Source organism: Paenibacillus sp. FSL P2-0136 (assembly GCF_037975325.1).
Taxonomy (GTDB): domain Bacteria; phylum Bacillota; class Bacilli; order Paenibacillales; family Paenibacillaceae; genus Paenibacillus_AQ; species Paenibacillus_AQ silagei.
Genome location: NZ_CP150244.1, coordinates 7,561,618 through 7,578,703, shown reverse-complemented (window position 1 = coordinate 7,578,703; position 17,086 = coordinate 7,561,618). Strand labels below are relative to the sequence as shown.

Sequence of the window (17,086 nt, the reverse complement as noted above, 5' to 3'; positions counted from 1 at the left end):
ACTCCAGGAGCTCCCTTGACAAGGCGGGGCGGATAACCATCCGCTCCGTCTTTCTTGTCCCGCCGTCAAGCAGCCCGGATAGAACAAAACTATGCATTTCCGCCATCCTCCCGTGCCTGCTGGAACAAAACCATGCAATTTGAAATATCGCCAATCCGGCGGAGGGATTATGCTATAATCTAGCATATCAACCGACCCGAACCGGGCAGGTTCAGTCAGGCTTGGAGGTGCTTCCCTGTGTCACAGCTGCTGCGTGTGCTGATTCCCCAGAAGTTGAAATACCGCCTGTTCACCGCCTTTGTGTGTCTGATTCTGCTGCCGTTCGGCGCGCTGAATATCTATAACTATCAGCGCATTGAGACGCTGGTCCAGAAGAAAATCAGCCAGCAGAGCCACTATCAGCTGGAGCAGATGTACCGCACGCTGGAGGACCAGATCAGCATTGCCTTCAAGACGCTGCTGTTCCTAAAGCAGGATGACACCGTGAAGTCTGTACTGCTCCATCCTGAACAGCGTAATGAGCTAGAGAATAAGCGGCTGATGGAGAATATTTTCAAGAACCTGAACAACAGCTTCTTCCTGTATAATCCTTCGGTCTACTTCATGATTCTGGACTTATCTGAAAGCGAATACACCTCTTACCCGCCCAAGGATTCACTGGTCTATTCGGATCTGCGGGGAAATCCCGGGTTCGACAGAGGGCAGATGAACAACAGCTCTTATCACTGGGTGCCTAATGATACTAACTACGTTCTGCGTGATGTCTCTACCAGCGCCTATCTTCTATCCTTATACGCGTATCTGGAGGATGCCCGGAACCAGCCGTATGGCATGGCCCGGATCAGCATTGATTATACGTACTGGCTGCGCTCCATCCACAAGCAGTCCGATCTGGAGCAGCAGTATTTCCTGATTACCCGCTCGGGCGAGGATATCTCCCAGTCGGTTCCGGGCAGCCAGTTGTCCGACAAGGTGAAGGCAGGCTTTGCCGGACAGCCGGGACAGCAGTATTTTATCGATAAAGACTCGAACGCCTTGATTAACTATATCTATGTGGAGTCGCTGGACTGGTATATCGTCAACCGAATTCCGCTGTCTGTGCTGTTCGTGGAGATCGAGGGGCTGAAGCAGCAGTACTTCCTTACGTTCCTGGTGCTGACGAGCATCTTCCTGATGATGACCTTCGTGATTGCTACGACCATTACGCGGCCCTTGTCCCATCTGCAGAACAAGATGAAGGCGGCGGTGCAGAAAAACCTGAAGATCCGCCTGCCGGAGCACAAATTCAGCGGCGAGATCCTGGAGCTGACCCGGACCTTCAATACGATGCTGGACGACACCAACCTGCTGATCCAGAAGCTGAAGGCGGAGGAGCGGCAGAAGGAGGCGGTGCATTTTCAGATGCTGCTGGCCCAGACGAATCCCCACTTCCTGCTCAACACGCTGAATACGATCAAATGGATCGCCATCCGTGAGCAGAACGAGGATATTACGAACATGACCCTGTCGCTCGGCAAGCTGCTGGAGGCCAGTCTGAACACCGATAAGGATCTGATCCATCTCAAGGATGAAATTGAGCTGGTTGAAGCCTATGTCCATATTCAGCAGGTCCGGTACGCGCACAAATTCGACTGTACGTTCACGTATGACGAGGACATTCTGTATGCTCTGGTGCCGAAGCTCAGCCTTCAGCCGCTGGTGGAGAACGCCATCATTCACGGAATCAGCAGACTGCCCGGCCACGGCCTTATTGAGCTGAACGTCCACCGCGAAGAGAACCGGCTGGTCGTAGAGATCCGGGACAACGGCGTAGGCATGGAGCAGGGCGGCGGCCCCAAGGCTCCGCGCAAGCGTCCGGGCATCGGACTGAGTAATATTCAGGAGCGGCTGCGGCTGTTGTTCCGGGAAGAGGGACAGCTTGAGGTGCTCTCAACCAGCGAAGGCGTTACGGTGCGCTTGACGCTGCCGCTGCTAATGTCCACACCTTACGGCAACGAACATCCGGCTTGAGGCGCATAACTACGGGAGGGATTACACATGTGGAAGGTACTGCTTGTGGAGGATGAGGTATTCGTACGGGAAAGTGTGCGCGAGATTATCGCCTGGGAGGAACTTGGCTTCACGGTCAGCGGAGAAGCGGGCAACGGGGCAGAAGCGCTGGAGATGATCCGGGAGAATACGCCCGATCTGGTGATTTCGGATATCGTCATGCCGGAGATGGATGGCGTCGAGCTGCTGCGCAGAACCCGTGAGGAAGGATTTGATTCCCGCTTCGTCATGCTGACCTGCATGAATGATTTCGAGAATGTGCGGCAGGCCATGGAATACGGGGCATCCAATTATATTCTGAAGCTGTCGATGAGCGTGAATTCACTCCGGGACACACTGCGCAAGATCAGCGGGGAGCTGGAGAAGAACCGCAAGGCAGAGCCGGATATGCCTAAGGAGTCGCCCCCGCCCCCGCCGGCCCATGAGGAGATTACGAGCCACCCGGAGATCCAGAAGATTCTTCACTACCTCCACGAACACTACGCTGAGGATATTACAGTGAAGTCGATGTCCCAGTATGTCATGATGGCCGAGAATTATGTCAGCACCCTGTTCAAAAAGAAAACCGGCCACACCCTGATCCACTATCTGCACCGTGTACGGGTAGACCAGGCGATCCGGCTCCTGACCGATTCCGACCTGCCGGTCTATGAGATCGGCAACCGGGTCGGCTTCGTGAGCGACAACTACTTCATCAAGATTTTCAAGCGCCTGACCGCGCAGACGCCCAGCCAGTACCGGCATCAGCAGCGGGAGAAGCCGGATCGCTTAAGCTTATAGCCTGTTTTTCAGATAACGATTATAGTATTGCCCCAGCGGCATTCCTTCCGGGAATGCCGCTATTCTTGCTGGCCGGAACATGGATAGAACATATCTAAGACCGGAGCGCCTGCCGCCGCCTGCGTAATTGTATATTTCTGTGCCATGAAGTGGGTGGTTTTGTTCCTTAACCCTCACGGGAACGCTTGCTATGCTTGTAATGTACTTATTAAGACCTAAAGGAGTGGGGCTATTGTGAAGGCAACCTGGATGCGACGCCAGCAGCTGCTGGGCTATCTGTTTATCGGGCCCAATATGATTGGCGTGATGCTGTTTTTTATCATACCGGCTATGTATTCGTTCTATCTCATGTTTACAGATTACAAGTTTATGAGTCCTAATACCAAGTTCATCGGGCTGGCCAATATCCGGCGGATGCTGGGGGATGAGGTCTTCTATATTGCCATCAAGAACACGCTGCTGTTCCTGGTCTCTGTTCCCGTATCGATTGGGCTGGCGTTCCTTGTAGCTGTCATTCTGAACCGTTCCGTCTATCTCAAAAAGCTGCTGCGCGCCCTGTACTTCATGCCCTACATTACCAGCGGCGTAGCCGTAGCCTTCGTCTGGATGCTGCTGTTCCACCCGAATAACGGGCCGATCAACGGCATTCTCCGCTCCCTGGGCATCGAGAATCCTCCCGGCTGGCTGTCCACGATGGATACGTCCATGTATGCGATTGATATCATCTGGATCTGGTTCATGCTCGGCTATAACATGATTATCTACCTCGCCGCCTTGCAGGAGGTGTCTGGCGAGTTGCTGGAGGCAGCCACTATCGACGGTGCCCGCACGTGGCAGACGGTCCGCAGCATCCTGTGGCCGCTGGTGAGTCCCACTACTTTTCTGCTGCTGATTACCGGGCTGATCATGTCGATCAAGCAGTTCGGCATCATCCAGGCGATCACACAGGGCGGCCCCGGGAACAGCACCACCGTATTATCCCTGTTCATCTATCAGAATGCCTTCCGCTATTACGAGATGGGCTATGCATCAGCGGTCTCCTGGGCCCTGTTCCTGATCATTCTGATCTTCACCGTCATTCAATGGCTGGGCCAGAAACGCTGGGTTCACTACTAAGGAGCTGAGAATATGAATAAAGCCATCGTTACCAAAAGCATCACCACCCTGATCATGCTGTTCTTCAGCATCGTCATGATTGTGCCCTTCCTCTGGATGATCAGCACCTCCTTCAAGACCCCGGCAGAGGTATTCCGCTATCCGATCCAGTGGATTCCGGACCACTTCAACTGGAGCCATCATATCAAAGTCTGGTCCGGCCAGGGCAGCTTCGTGCCTTATTATCTGAATTCCCTTAAAGTCGCTGTGCTGAGTACCATCGGTGCGGTCTCCCTATCCGCCTTGGCGGCCTACGGCTTTGCCCGGATTGAATTCAAGGGGCGCAATACAATGTTCCTGGTCTACCTGTCCATGATGATGGTTCCTCCGCAGGTGCTGTTCGTGCCCAAGTTCATCATGTTCGACTGGGCCGGCATCTATAACACCCACTGGGCGCTGATTCTGCCCGGCATGTTCACCATCTTCGGCGTATTCATGATGCGGCAGTTCTTCCTCTCCGTGCCTCATGAAATCTCGGAGGCCGCCTTCATCGACGGCGCAGGCCATTTCCGCATCTTCTCGCGGATCATCCTGCCGATGGCCAAGCCCTCGCTGGCGACACTGGCAATTATCGACTTCTCCTGGCACTGGAATGACTATGAGAACGCACTCGTCTTCCTGATTGACCAGGATCTGTTCACCGTGCCGCTCGGGCTGCAGAACTTCATCCTGGAGAACAATGTCGATTACAACGGCATGATGGCCGCCGCCACCGCCGGTATCATTCCGATGATTCTCGTCTTCCTGCTCGGCCAGAAATATATCATTGAAGGAGTAGCCAGCTCGGCGGTGAAGGGGTGACGGGGAGGGGTTGCTGTGCCGGATCGTGCCTGATTAAGGTGCGAGGGTAGGCTTAAGTGCAGTCTGTACAACTAAAATGCGGGATGTGCCGCCAAATCTCTGTTTAGATGTATTTCGTACAATTAAAATACCTCTATATCTGGATTTTCGCCCATTCGGGCAAATATAGTTGTACAGAATACAGTTAGACGAAGAATACCTTCGGGCGCACTGTTTTTAGTTGCACAGAATACACTTATCTCTGATTAAAGTCTGAGTATGAACATCGAGCTGATATTAGGCTGAACCTGCGCCCGTTGCTGGCTTCAACTCTTTAATTCAAGTAGCTGATTGTATTTCCTGCAATAGAAAACGTATTGCTGGCCGTAAAATGAGATTCTATTGTATTTCATACATTGGAATGTTGTGATTTGGCTGAAAAAAGGCCTTTTTTCAATATTCGATTGTACGGAATACAATAGAATCTATTTCGAAGCCTCTTCTACAGCATTCCGTTGTACAATGTGCAGTTGCTATTGTTCCTCCACCTTCACCGCCACCCAGCCGTCAATCAGATATGCGCCGAAGAATCGGGATACGGCAGTGAACCCGGCCTCCTTCAACAACTCCTCTATCTCTTCAGCATGGAGCGGATGAGAGATTACGCCGAACGATTGCTCGAAGGTCTGCCACTGTTCCTCTGCGATCCCGTTCCCCAGCATATGCAGCCGCCAGCCTGCCATCTGAAGCTCCCATGCAGGAGTACCCGGCACCCCGCAGATGGCGGACAGGCAGAGCGGCGCACCCGGCTGAAGCCGCGCGGCAATGCTGCGAAGGAGCGCCAGCTTACTCTCCCGCCCCTGCACGAAATGAAGCACCAGCATACAGGTTGCGGCATCGTACGCTCTAGCACAGCTCCAGTCACTAATTTCCGTAAGATGCAGCCGCACTCTATCCAGCAGACCCGGTTGACCCGCAGCCTCCAGCCGCTGCTTGGCAGCCTGAAGCATACTCTGCGAGGTGTCCAGGCCGCTGAAACTCCAGTCCGGGTGGCTCAGGCCCAGCTTCAGAATCTCCTGTCCTCCGCCTGCTCCGACGATCAGTAGCTCCTGCTTCTCCCGCTTGTCCAGCCGCGCTGTCAGCAGCGTATCCATCAAGTCATATTGCAGCGCGTACCCGGGGATTTTGCGGCTGATGTTCTGTACATACTGATCCCCGTCTGCCTGCTCCCATGGGTTGCCCCCATTAGCTATATTGTTGTTCATTCTATCCCCTCCAGTCAGGAGCAGGAGCCATGACCGGCTCCGGCTCATGGCTCCATTATCCCGGCCGCACCCGGAAACCTCCATCCCACATAGCTGGGATCTATAGCACGGGCCGCTCATACCAATACCCCGGAATCCCCCGTTCCAGCCGCATCAGCGCCTCCAGATAATAATAATCGCCCCAGATCGTGTAATCATCCGGCGAATCTCCGGCCCGCGTGCCCAATGTGTTCGGTTTTTCAAGTACATTCCGATTCCGTCCGTGCCCTTTCACCGATACGAAAAAAAGACACCGGTTAAGTGTCTTTTGGGGCAATCCTATACAATTCTCCTACCCAGCCTACCTTAACCAACCCGCCGCTCAGTCGCGGGACAGCACCGACAGCACCGTCTCCAGCACTACATTCACACCCATTTCACAATCCTCATAGGAGGTGAGCTCTTCCTCACAGTGACTTTTCCCGTTCACACTTGGGACGAAAATCATCGCCGACGGCAGGAATCCGGCCACGAACTGGGCATCATGGCCCGCGCCGCTCGCCAGCTTCCGGCTGCTGTAACCAAGCTTCTGCGCAGCCTGCTCCACCAGCTCACAGATCCCCGGATCGAACCATACCGTGTCGCGGCCCCACAGCTTCGTCTTCGATACGCCGCATTCCAGCAGCTCCTCCGGCAGGCCGTGAATAATCGCCTCAACTTCACGGACCACATCCATGTCCTTATGTCTCGCTTCCACGGTGAAGATCACCTTGTTCGGAATGACCGTATGGATATTTGGCAGCACATTCATCCGCCCCATCGTATAGACCAGCTCAGGGTCCAGCACGGCCAGCTTGCGGCGCAGCTCCGTAATAATATCCGTAGCAGCAAACAGCGCATCCCGGCGCATATCCATCGGCGTAGTCCCGGCATGATCCGACTCCCCGGTCACTTCAATCTCATAGCAGACCATGCCCACAACACAGTCAACCAGACCGATTTTAACGTTCTCCTTCTCCAGCACAGGGCCTTGCTCAATATGCAGCTCCAGATAAGCCGCCGCTTCCCTGATCCGGTTCTCCGCCTCCCCGGCATAGCCACTGGCCTGGAGCGCATCTCCGAAGGTGATCCCCTCCGGGTCCTTCTTCTCCAGCATAGCCGCCTTATCGAACTTGCCGGACAAGACCCCAGAAGCCATCATGGACGGCTCGAAGCGCGCCCCCTCCTCATTGGTGAAATTCATCACCGTGACAGGCAGCAGGGGCTTAATCCCGTGATCTACCAGGGTTCTCACCACCTCAAGGCCGGCAATCACTCCCAGCACACCGTCGAATCTGCCGCCCTTCTTCACAGTATCCAGATGTGAGCCGATCACGATGGGCGGCCCCTCTTCACTGCCAGCCAGAGTGGCATACATATTGCCCATATCATCCACCTTCACGGTCATGCCCAGCTCTTCGCAGCAGGCGGTGAAATAGCCGCGCACCCGCACATCCTGCTCCGACAGCGACAGCCGGGTAACTCCGTTATGATCTGTCCGCCCGAAATCGGCAAAAGCCTCAATCGTATTCTTCAGCCGCCCACCGTTCACCAATAGTTGCTTAACCTGCATCGGCTTATTCCCCCGTTTCCGCTGAAATGGAATGATTGCTATCCTTATATGTTAACGAATTCCACATGTTTGTCATTGTACATACTGTAAAAATTATAGGCTGGAGAATTTCCGTTATATGCTGGCACCTGCGGGGAAGTCTGTTAGAATATGAGACATCAGGATTACATATTGCAGGACGAGAGGGGTAAAAGCATGAACACTATTTTACGCAGCGGCCTGGCCGTGGCCGAGATCAGTTCACTCGGTGCTGAGCTGGTCAGCTTCAAAAGAACGGATACAGACACTGAATATATGTGGAACGGAGACGCCGCCTATTGGACAGGCCGTTCCCCGGTGCTGTTCCCGATGATCGGAGGAGCCGCAGGCGAAGCGGTCCGGGTAGACGGGCAGGCGTATCCGCTGGCCCGGCACGGCTTCGCCAGACGCAGCGAATTCACGCTGGTGGAGTCCAGCGATACACATGCCGTCTTCCGGCTCTCCCACAGCGCGGACACGCTGGCCAGCTACCCGTATCCTTTCCATCTGTATCTCACCTATACGCTGAACGGCAGCACGCTGGACATCGGCTACCGGGTGGAGAATCCCGGAGAAGAGGAGATGTTCTTCCAGCTCGGCACCCATCCGGCATTCAACTGCCCGGTCGGCGGGGAAGGCAGCTTCACCGACTATTATATTGAATTTGAGCAGCCGGAGCGCCTGGAGCGCTTATTCCTGAATGAGAATGGCTTGATCACTCCGGGTCAGAGCGAGGCCATGCTCGGCGGGGACAACAAGCTGCCGCTGAACCACGACATGTTCGCGCATGACGCCCTCGTCTTCCGCAATGTCCAGTCCAAATCGGTTGCCCTGAAAAGCAGACAGTCTGACAAGAGCGTAACAGTCGCCTTCACCAATTTCCCCGATCTCGGCATCTGGCAGCCGAAGAATGCACCGTTCGTGTGTATAGAGCCTTGGCATGGTGTGGCCGATATCGAAGGCTTCACCGGCGATATCCGGGAGAAGCAGAATGTCATCTCCCTGCCGCCGGGCAGCCAGTTTACCAGCGCGCTGGCGATTACATTTAACTAAATTTCAGCAGGCGAAGGCCGCAGTCACCCCGTGGTGCTGCGGCCTTTTTGTTGCGGAACAGCGGCTTCTCGTCAGGCAGTTCACACCCCTCCTCAAGCGATAAGTACACTTTAGTAGTATATACAACCTTTTGACCCGGATAGTAAGATATTCACAAATCAAGTGACGCGTAGACCCGAATCAGAACCGGGAAAGGAAGTGACTGCTCGAGTGAAGCCAGAGATAAGTATTATTGTGCCTATCTACAACGTGGAATTGTACCTGAGGAAGTGTGTGGATTCGATATTGGCGCAGACCTTCCGCAGCTTTGAATTGATTCTGGTCAATGACGGATCACCCGATAAGTGCGGCGAGATATGCGAGTATTACAAGGAGCTGGACCCCCGTGTCGTAGTCATTCACAAGCAGAACGGCGGATTGTCCGATGCCCGGAACTATGGTATTGATGTGGCAAAGGGCCGGTATATCGGGTTCGTTGACAGCGATGACTGGATAGAACCGGACATGTATGAAGCCCTGCACGGACTCATCACCGCCCACAATGCAGATATCGCTGTATGCGGTCATTGCGAGGTACAGGATGATGTCAAGCTGGAAAAGTCCTTCACGCACCAGGTGCGTGTATACGATAATGCGCATGCCTTTGACAAGCTGCTGGAGGATACCGAGATCCAGAACCTTGCCTGGGATAAGCTGTATAAGGCCGAGCTGTTCAGCCAGGTGAGATATCCGGTCGGCCGATATTTCGAGGACATTTTTACCACCTATAAATTATTCCTCCAGGCGAACAAGACCGTCTCGCTGGACTCCCCCAAATACCTGTATCTGAAGCGAAGCGACAGCATCACCGGAGCGATGAACAACCGGAAATATTACGACCGCTTCTGTGCGGCGCTGGAGATCTACGAGACCATTCAGGATAAAAACTATCCGATCGCCAAAGAAATCTCGTTATCCAGGACCGTAACCGAGGGCATTGAGCTGTGCAACTTCCAGCTGATTACCGGCGAGACTGCAGTTAACAAGGAATATCTGGCCGAGCTGGGCGGGTTCTTGAGCAAGCATACCTCCGCGATCCTGCGCAACCGTATTATCCGCCGGGAGATGAAGACCGCAGCCCTGCTTATTCTGACCAGCTCCACGGTATACAAAATGCTGTATTATTCCAAACTCCGTTTGAAGGGAAGTAATATGATATGAGCCAAGCCCTTGAGAAAATCCTGCCGCTGTCCTTCCGCAATTATGTAAGCAATATTCCCGTCTATCAATATTATAAGGGCTATCTGAGCTACCGGAATGCATATAAAGACAAGACGAAAGCCATTTACGTCGTCGGCTCCCCCGAGCATGACAATCTGGGCGATCACGCCATCACTTATGCGCAGATGAATTTTTTGCGAAAAGCTTTTCCCGACTATACCCTGATTGAGATTGTCGCCAACCGGCTGATGCATAACATGAAGTGCCTGGAGGAATTCTGTTCGCCGGAGGATATCTTCGTGCTTCAGGGCGGGGGCAACTTCGGAATCGAGTATTTCCGCGAGGAAGAGGTGCGCCGCAAGATTATCTCCGAATTCCCAAATAATAAAATCATCGTCTTCCCGCAGACCATCTACTTCGGTGATACCGAGCTGGGCCGCGCGGAGTTCAAGAAAACACAGGACCTCTACGGTTCCCATAAGGACCTCACTCTGGTCGCCAGAGAGAAAACGTCGTACGAAATTATGAAAGCAGGTTTCAGAAACAACGCAGTGCTGTTAACGCCGGACATTGTAATGTCCCTGGATATCACTGATCCTCCCAAGGAGCGCCACGGTGCCCTTCTGTGCATTAGAGCCGATAAGGAGAGCATTTTCAGCGAGCAGGATAAAAAGGTCATCCAGGAGTACACCTCCAAGCACTACAGCACCACTACGTTCACAGACACCTGCATCCTCCGCCCTGTCTCTCTGGAAGACCGGGATCACGAGCTGAACACCTTATGGAATCAGTTCAAGGAGGCCGAGGTTGTGATTACGGACCGGCTGCACGGGATGATTTTTGCGGCGATTACGTCCACACCTTGTATTGCACTGGGGAACTACAATTATAAGGTCGTAGGCAGCTACGAATGGATCAAGCATCTGGGTTATGTGAAATTCACGAACGATGTGAAGCAAATCCCGGCATTGCTGGAAGAACTGAAGACGATCCAGCGCCCCCGGTACAATAATGAATTCTCGGTCCAGCATTACAGCCAGATCATTGAATCCATGGCAAGCAGCAGCGCTAGAGAACCTGCTTCGTCTATCGTTACCGCTTAAGATAAGCACAAGACACTCTCTGTAGCGAGGAAGCGATCCCACCCTTGAAAACAAATATAAAACTTGCTGCAATCATAACCTATGCTTCGGTATTCCTAGGCGTTATTATCTCCCTGGGCTCGACGCCCTTCATTGTGTCGACCCTGGGGAAATCCGAATATGGATTATTCGCGCTGGTGAACTCCATCATCGCCTATATCGTCCTGCTGGATCTGGGCTTCGGCAGCGCGGTCATCCGCTTCAATGCGAAATACATCTCTGAGAATGACTCCGCAGGCCAGCGCAATATCAACGGAATGTTCCTGCTGCTGTTCTCAGCCATCGGACTCCTCTCCTTACTTGCCAGTGTGATTCTGGTGTTTAATTTCGATTCGATCTTTAGCAGCCTCGATGAAGCTGAGCTGGGCATTCTGAAGACCATATTCATCATTGCCGCCATCAATGTGGCTGTCTCGTTCCCGCTGAATATCTTCAGCTCGATCATTACGGCCTATGAGAGGTTCGTCTATCTCAAAATCATCAATCTGATCCGCGTGGTCCTGTCTCCGGCCATGATGGTGCTGGTCCTGCTGTTCGATTTCAGATCGACAGGTATGGTCACCGTTGCGCTTGTGCTGAACCTGGCGATCGGCGTGATCAACGTGGTCTTTTGCCGCACCAAGCTGAATCTGAGGGTCCGGTTCCACGGCTTCGATACCAAGCTGTTCAAGGAGATCTTCAGCTATTCGTCGTATATCTTATTATCCTCGATTGCCTTCCAGATCTATACGAATGCTGATCCGCTGATCATCGGGATGTTCCTCGGGGCTACGCCCATCGCCATCTTCGCCATCGCCGCCCAGCTCAACACGTATATTCTCAACTTCTCCAATGTGCTGGCCAGCTTCTATCTGCCGAAGCTCACCAAGATGATCGTCAAGGGGGCAGATCAGGCGGCCTTAATGCTGGAGCTGGTCAAAATAGGCAGAATCCAGGCGCTGATCGTAGGCTACATCGTCTCGGGCTTCGTGTTATTCGGACAGAGCTTCATTCTGATCTGGCTCGGCCAGGATTACAAATATGCGTACACAGTTGCGCTGATCATCATCATTCCCCAGATTACGTCGATTGTGCAATCGCTGTTCGCCACCATGCTGGAAGCGATGAATATGCACAGGGTGAAGGCCTTTATCTACTTCTCAGTTGCAATTCTGAAGGTGGCCTTAACCTTCTGGTTCATCCGGATCTGGGGGATTACAGGCTGCGCCATTGCTACGGCTATCGGGATGATCATCAATGTATGCCTGAATAATGTGTACTACAAATATAAATTGAAGTTCGATATCCTTCACTTCTGGCTGCAGATCATCCGCGTCTTCATTCCGGTGGTGCTGCTGTCCGGGGTGTGCGGGTTCCTGCTTAGCTTCGTGAGCATCACTTCTTACGTGTACCTGGGCATGTATGTCATCCTGTACTCCCTCATCTATGTGCTTACCATGTGGCTGTTCGGACTGAACGGGGCAGAGAAGCAGATGGTGGCCGGACCGGTGCGAAAAATGGCTCTGCGGAGTCAGGCCTAGGACTCTACGTTAGGCAGGGCTGATTGGCATGCCGCGCTTAGGCGCTGCTCCATGCTATGCCTAAGCGAAGAAGCCTCTGCGGGTAAGTTCCGCAGAGGCTTCTTCGCTTAACTTGGCAAGCTTGCTGATCAGAGCTGCTTCAGCCGCTCATCCAGCAACCGGAACATGCTTCTGAGGGCCGTCTGGTCCGCTTCGCCATAATGATCGCCGATATTGATCTCATAATAGCAGGAAGCCCCGCCGATTGGCTTGAGCCGTGGTGTCAGGCCAATGCCGGTCTCATTATAGATCCCAATCAATACAGGGGCAAGCTGCTCCAGAGGCAGCGCAAAATGAATGTGGAACATATTCGAGACCGGAACCTCCGGCAGCGTGGATACCTTATCGCAGCTGTTGAATAAGGCTGCCAGCTCCTTGGCCTGCTCATAGTATTCTGACATCCTGCCGATTCTCTGCCGGTAATAATACCGGGCCGGGACAATATAGGGATAGAGACTGATCAGGTCGCCCCCGTGGCGGCGCTTCCAGATCTTCGAGGTCTCCGTGAACTCCCGGCTGCCGGCTAAGATCGCTCCGGCAATCCCGCCGATGCCCTTGTACAGGGAGACATACACGCTATCGAACAGCGCACTGACTTCCGCTGCGGTCTTCCCATAGTAAGGCAGCACTTCGAACAGCCTTGCACCGTCCAGATGGAGCCTGATGCCCTGCTCCCGGCAATACCCCGATATCGCTTCCAGTTCGGCATATTCCGGCAGCTGTCCGCCGATCTCCCGCTGCGGCAGCTCCAGCAGCAGACAGGCAACCCCCGGTCCCATCCCCTTCACATCCTCCAGGGTAATCAGACGGTCTGCACTGCCCAGCAGCAGCGGCTCCAGATGATGCAGCTCCTTCAGGCCGTCCTGCTCATGAATCTCCAGGTGGCATAGCGGATGATAAGCGACCTTTGGGCTGCCCTCCCGGTCACTCCAGATCCGCAGGGCAATCTGCTGGGCCATCGTGCCGCTGGGGAAGAACACGCTGCATTCTTTGCCCAGCACCTCTGCCATCTCCGCCTGGAACTCCTCAATCACCGTCCCTGTCCCGTACATGTCCGCAGCGAGAACGTCCTCTACACTATCCAGCGCCTTCTTGAGTACGGCTGCGTCCCGTCCGCCATGGCCTGCAAGCTGCACCTGCGTCCTGCCGAACGCCTCCATTAAAGCATTCTCCTTGTTCATTTTATTATCCTAGCCCCCTTCTTCGTAGCACCCGATCTGTATGAATCCTTGAAATTATATCATTCCTCTACAAAATAACCGAATTATTAGAATGTTCACATGATATTCCTCTCCAGCAAGGTGAAATAAGTTGACCGCTGTGCTACAATATTGGAATTGCAAAGGCAATTGCTTAGGGAGGTTTATAAATTCACCATGCTTATTATTGGTATCGCCGGCGGGACCGGCTCCGGCAAGACAACGGTAGCGCGCTCCGTGATTGACCGTCTTGGCTCTGACAAAGTAACATTCATATCCCAGGATAACTACTATAAAGACCATTCTTACCTCAGCATGGCTGAACGCGGTGCCATTAACTATGACCACCCGCTGGCCTTTGACACGGAACTGCTGATCGAGCATCTGGATTGTCTCAAAGCGGGACAAGCCGCCTTCGCTCCCGTGTATGACTTCACGGTTCATGCCCGTTCAACCGAGAAGACTGTGGAGCTCGCCCCGAATAATATCGTCATTCTGGAAGGACTGCATGTGCTGTCCGATGAGAAGCTGCGCGAGCAGCTCAACATCAAGGTGTTCGTGGACACCGATCCCGATGTGCGTATCCTGCGCCGGGTGCTGCGGGATATAGAGGAACGCGGGCGGACCATCCGTTCGATCCATACGCAATACCTGACCACGGTGAAGCCGATGCACGAGGCCTTCATCGAGCCCTCCAAGAAATACGCGGACCTGATCATCCCGGAAGGCGGACAGAATCAAGTCGGAATCGAACTGCTGTCGGTACTGACCGAGAAGTATCTGTCCGGCGATCACCAATGGAACTGAATTAAGCCGCACCGGCTGATATGGTGCGAGGACCGTCCGGCATGCCGGACGGATTTTTTCTGCTTAGGGAAGTATAATTTATTCGAAAAAGTAACACATTTGGCGGCGCGATGGCTATCGGGCCCTTTGTAGGCGAAAAACCGATTACATTCGGCAGTGCAAAGGCGCTCAGACCAAATATAATCGAAAAACCGATTACATTCGGCAGTGCAAAGGCGCTCAGACCAAATATAATCGAAAAACCGATCACATTCGACGGCGCGATGGTTACCGGGCCGATTGTAATCGGAAAACCGATTATATCGGGCAGCTCGAAAGCAGCAGGGCCCATTGTAGGCGAAAACCGGCAAACAACCGGTCGCCCACAGGGGAGCTATCCACGAAATTCCGCCACTTAAGTCAGGTTGCCTTACACGAAAATCTAGTTTATCCCGGTATCTTCATCGTTTTCAGCAAAATTATCGATTTATTTGTTATATTTTCTGACTGATAGCGCTTTATCTCCGAAATAAAGGGTTGATTATTTCCATTTCATCCACTATGATTAGTTCAACAAATGGCATTAAAGTTAAAACGGTTTAACTTTAATCTTGTCCACTACAAATGTATTGGCAAACTAAATTTTTATTTACCATTAAAGTTAAAGCGCTTATACTTTTAACAATGGAAGGCTGGTGTGTTTGTGATTAAGAGTGAGAGCCGGCGGCAGACGTTCTACATGTATCTGTTCATTTCTCCGTGGCTGGTCGGCTTCCTGATCTTCGCCCTGTACCCGATCCTGTCATCGCTGTATTACAGCTTCACCGACTATGACATCATTCATCCGCCCAGATTCATCGGCCTCGCCAACTACACGGAGATGTTCCACAATGAACTGTTCTGGCGTTCCGTGAAGGTCACCCTAAGATATACCTTCATCAGCGTGCCGGTACAATTGCTGCTGGGCCTGGGGTTCGCCCTGCTGCTGCATCAGACCATCCCCTGGCGCGGCTTCTTCCGCACAGCGATGTATTTCCCGAGTATGGTCTCCGGTGTGGCCATGTCGCTCCTCTGGTACTGGATCTTCAATCCGCAGATCGGCCTCTTCAATTATATGCTCTCCTGGTTCGGCATTCACGGCCCGGCCTGGCTGATGAATCCCGATACAGCGCTGTATGCCCTAATTATCATGTCCTTCTGGACAGCGGGCTCGGGCATGATCCTCTTCCTCGCTGGTCTGCAAGGAGTTCCAGCCAGCCTGATCGAAGCTGCCAATCTGGATGGGGCAGGGCGCTTCCGCATTTTCCTGAATATTACGCTGCCGATGATCTCGCCTGTCCTGCTGTTCCAACTGATTATGGGGCTGATCGACTCCTTCCAGGTGTTCACGCAAGCCTTCGTCATGACGCAGGGCGGACCCAATTACTCTACCTGGTTCTACGTCTACAATCTGTATACCAGTGCCTTCAAGGAATACCGCGCCGGATACTCCTCCGCGCTTGCCTGGGTCCTGCTGATTGTCGTCATGCTGTTCACGGCGGTCATTATGAGGCTGTCGCGCCGTTATGTCCATTATGAAGGAGGCAGCAGCCGATGAGCACCGTTAAGGCCACCCGCCCGCTTGACCCGTCCCCCCGGCTCCGCCGGAGAATCAAGCCCGTTAAGATTGCCAGCTTCACCGCGCTCCTAGTCACAACGTTCCTAATGCTGCTGCCGCTGTTCTTCATGGTCTCCACCTCGCTGAAGTCGAAACGGGAGATGCTGAAGTTCCCGCCGACGTTTCTGCCGGAGAGCTGGGCCTTACGCAATTATGTCGATATTTTTGAGACTCTCCAGTTCGGCACATTGTACAAGAACAGCCTGATTATCGCCGGCTTCTCCGTATTCGGCACCCTGCTCTCTTCGGCGCTGGTTGCTTACGGGTTCGCCAGGTACCGGGGGCGCGGCAACAGCTTCTGGTTCATCCTGCTGCTGAGCACGATGATGCTGCCTTATCCGGCCATTATGATTCCGCAGTTCGTATTGTTCTCCAAAATGCAGTGGATCGACACCTTCCTCCCGCTGATTGTGCCTGCCTTCTTCGGCTCGGCGTATAACATCTTCCTGCTGCGGCAATTCTTCTCCACGCTGCCTGAGGAATTGTTCGATGCCGGACGCATTGACGGCTGCGGCGAGCTGAGGATGTGGCGGACCATCGCGCTGCCGCTGTCTGCGCCGGCGCTGGCGACGGTTGCGATCTTTGCTTTTATCTACAGCTGGAATGATCTCTTGACCCCTGTGCTCTATCTAAGCTCGTCGGACAAATTCACGCTTCCCGTGGGGATGGCCTCCCTCACCTCATCGCGCTTCCGCATTCCGCCGTGGCATCTGCTGATGGTCGCCTCCGTCCTGGCTATGGTTCCAATCGTCACCCTGTTTGCCATCGCCCAGAAGCAGTTCGTCGAAGGCATCGTACTGACGGGTATCAAGTAAGGCAGCATAGCTATCCCGGGTTTACAACACTTGAAAA

Annotated in this window: 16 protein-coding genes; 11 read left to right on the top strand and 5 right to left on the bottom strand. The window is 53.4% G+C overall.

Going from position 1 to position 17,086, the window contains the following annotated elements; translation table 11 throughout:
- Nucleotides 1-237 precede the first annotated feature (237 nt).
- From NYE26_RS32610 to NYE26_RS32595, 4 genes are all read left to right on the top strand, one after another.
- Entirely contained in the window at nucleotides 238-2,010 is a 1,773-nt protein-coding gene (locus NYE26_RS32610; protein WP_339252935.1) for a histidine kinase, read from the top strand.
- A gap of 27 nt (nucleotides 2,011-2,037) precedes the next feature.
- A complete protein-coding gene (locus NYE26_RS32605; protein WP_036726393.1) occupies nucleotides 2,038-2,829 on the top strand; it encodes a response regulator in 792 nt (263 codons plus the stop codon).
- A gap of 234 nt (nucleotides 2,830-3,063) precedes the next feature.
- Nucleotides 3,064-3,945: a sugar ABC transporter permease gene (locus NYE26_RS32600; protein WP_339252932.1), complete on the top strand. Its 882-nt coding sequence runs from the start codon at nucleotides 3,064-3,066 to the stop codon at nucleotides 3,943-3,945.
- A gap of 12 nt (nucleotides 3,946-3,957) precedes the next feature.
- A complete protein-coding gene (locus NYE26_RS32595; RefSeq protein ID WP_339252930.1) occupies nucleotides 3,958-4,785 on the top strand; it encodes a carbohydrate ABC transporter permease in 828 nt (275 codons plus the stop codon).
- Between the two features lie 512 nt (nucleotides 4,786-5,297).
- On the opposite strand, the gene NYE26_RS32590 is transcribed toward NYE26_RS32595, so the two are convergent.
- The 3 genes from NYE26_RS32590 to NYE26_RS32580 all read right to left on the bottom strand — a co-directional run bounded on the left by NYE26_RS32590 (nucleotide 5,298) and on the right by NYE26_RS32580 (nucleotide 7,620).
- A complete protein-coding gene (locus NYE26_RS32590; protein ID WP_339252928.1) occupies nucleotides 5,298-6,029 on the bottom strand; it encodes a methyltransferase in 732 nt (243 codons plus the stop codon).
- 100 nt (nucleotides 6,030-6,129) lie between these two features.
- Nucleotides 6,130-6,255, bottom strand: coding sequence for a hypothetical protein (locus tag NYE26_RS32585; RefSeq protein ID WP_339257703.1), 126 nt, complete (start codon nucleotides 6,253-6,255; stop codon nucleotides 6,130-6,132).
- Nucleotides 6,256-6,390: 135 nt separating this feature from the next.
- Nucleotides 6,391-7,620, bottom strand: a complete 1,230-nt coding sequence (locus NYE26_RS32580) for a Zn-dependent hydrolase (RefSeq protein ID WP_339252926.1) — start codon at nucleotides 7,618-7,620, stop codon at nucleotides 6,391-6,393.
- A 195-nt stretch (nucleotides 7,621-7,815) separates the two neighbouring features.
- Between NYE26_RS32580 and NYE26_RS32575 the strand changes: the two genes are divergently transcribed.
- From NYE26_RS32575 to NYE26_RS32560, 4 genes are all read left to right on the top strand, one after another.
- Entirely contained in the window at nucleotides 7,816-8,691 is an 876-nt protein-coding gene (locus NYE26_RS32575; protein WP_339252924.1) for an aldose 1-epimerase family protein, read from the top strand.
- A 210-nt stretch (nucleotides 8,692-8,901) separates the two neighbouring features.
- Complete coding sequence (locus NYE26_RS32570; RefSeq protein WP_209879324.1) at nucleotides 8,902-9,891, top strand: glycosyltransferase; 990 nt, start codon at nucleotides 8,902-8,904, stop codon at nucleotides 9,889-9,891.
- Nucleotides 9,888-10,994, top strand: a complete 1,107-nt coding sequence (locus NYE26_RS32565) for a polysaccharide pyruvyl transferase family protein (RefSeq protein ID WP_339252922.1) — start codon at nucleotides 9,888-9,890, stop codon at nucleotides 10,992-10,994. The genes NYE26_RS32570 and NYE26_RS32565 overlap by 4 nt, the downstream gene beginning before the upstream one ends.
- A 44-nt stretch (nucleotides 10,995-11,038) precedes the next feature.
- Nucleotides 11,039-12,553 carry an oligosaccharide flippase family protein gene (locus NYE26_RS32560; protein WP_209879328.1) on the top strand — a complete coding sequence of 505 codons (1,515 nt, stop codon included), beginning with the start codon at nucleotides 11,039-11,041 and terminating at the stop codon, nucleotides 12,551-12,553.
- 128 nt (nucleotides 12,554-12,681) lie between these two features.
- On the opposite strand, the gene NYE26_RS32555 is transcribed toward NYE26_RS32560, so the two are convergent.
- Nucleotides 12,682-13,773 (bottom strand): beta-eliminating lyase-related protein, encoded by a 1,092-nt coding sequence (locus tag NYE26_RS32555; protein ID WP_339252919.1) that lies wholly within the window; start codon nucleotides 13,771-13,773, stop codon nucleotides 12,682-12,684.
- Between the two features lie 195 nt (nucleotides 13,774-13,968).
- Between NYE26_RS32555 and udk the strand changes: the two genes are divergently transcribed.
- Nucleotides 13,969-14,598: a uridine kinase gene (gene udk / locus NYE26_RS32550; protein WP_036726376.1), complete on the top strand. Its 630-nt coding sequence runs from the start codon at nucleotides 13,969-13,971 to the stop codon at nucleotides 14,596-14,598.
- A 1-nt stretch (nucleotide 14,599) separates the two neighbouring features.
- Here udk and NYE26_RS32545 read toward each other — a convergent pair whose 3' ends face one another.
- On the bottom strand, nucleotides 14,600-14,929 hold the full coding sequence (locus NYE26_RS32545; protein ID WP_339252917.1) for a hypothetical protein: 330 nt from the start codon (nucleotides 14,927-14,929) through the stop codon (nucleotides 14,600-14,602).
- Nucleotides 14,930-15,280: 351 nt separating this feature from the next.
- On the opposite strand from NYE26_RS32545, the gene NYE26_RS32540 reads away from it, so the two are divergent.
- Together NYE26_RS32540 and NYE26_RS32535 are read left to right on the top strand one after the other, a co-directional pair.
- Entirely contained in the window at nucleotides 15,281-16,174 is an 894-nt protein-coding gene (locus tag NYE26_RS32540; RefSeq protein WP_339257688.1) for a sugar ABC transporter permease, read from the top strand.
- Nucleotides 16,171-17,049, top strand: coding sequence for a carbohydrate ABC transporter permease (locus tag NYE26_RS32535; protein ID WP_339252915.1), 879 nt, complete (start codon nucleotides 16,171-16,173; stop codon nucleotides 17,047-17,049). The genes NYE26_RS32540 and NYE26_RS32535 overlap by 4 nt, the downstream gene beginning before the upstream one ends.
- Nucleotides 17,050-17,086 lie beyond the last annotated feature (37 nt).

Bases quoted from the DNA above. Each gene is read 5' to 3' on its own strand.
- NYE26_RS32605 (WP_036726393.1), top strand. From the start codon at position 2,038: ATGTGGAAGGTACTGCTTGTGGAGGATGAGGTATTCGTACGGGAAAGT.
- NYE26_RS32535 (WP_339252915.1), top strand. From the start codon at position 16,171: ATGAGCACCGTTAAGGCCACCCGCCCGCTTGACCCGTCCCCCCGGCTC.
- NYE26_RS32575 (WP_339252924.1), top strand. From the start codon at position 7,816: ATGAACACTATTTTACGCAGCGGCCTGGCCGTGGCCGAGATCAGTTCA.
- udk (WP_036726376.1), top strand. From the start codon at position 13,969: ATGCTTATTATTGGTATCGCCGGCGGGACCGGCTCCGGCAAGACAACG.
- NYE26_RS32565 (WP_339252922.1), top strand. From the start codon at position 9,888: ATGAGCCAAGCCCTTGAGAAAATCCTGCCGCTGTCCTTCCGCAATTAT.
- NYE26_RS32595 (WP_339252930.1), top strand. From the start codon at position 3,958: ATGAATAAAGCCATCGTTACCAAAAGCATCACCACCCTGATCATGCTG.
- NYE26_RS32590 (WP_339252928.1), bottom strand. From the start codon at position 6,029: ATGAACAACAATATAGCTAATGGGGGCAACCCATGGGAGCAGGCAGAC.
- NYE26_RS32580 (WP_339252926.1), bottom strand. From the start codon at position 7,620: ATGCAGGTTAAGCAACTATTGGTGAACGGTGGGCGGCTGAAGAATACG.
- NYE26_RS32555 (WP_339252919.1), bottom strand. From the start codon at position 13,773: ATGAACAAGGAGAATGCTTTAATGGAGGCGTTCGGCAGGACGCAGGTG.
- NYE26_RS32545 (WP_339252917.1), bottom strand. From the start codon at position 14,929: ATGGGCCCTGCTGCTTTCGAGCTGCCCGATATAATCGGTTTTCCGATT.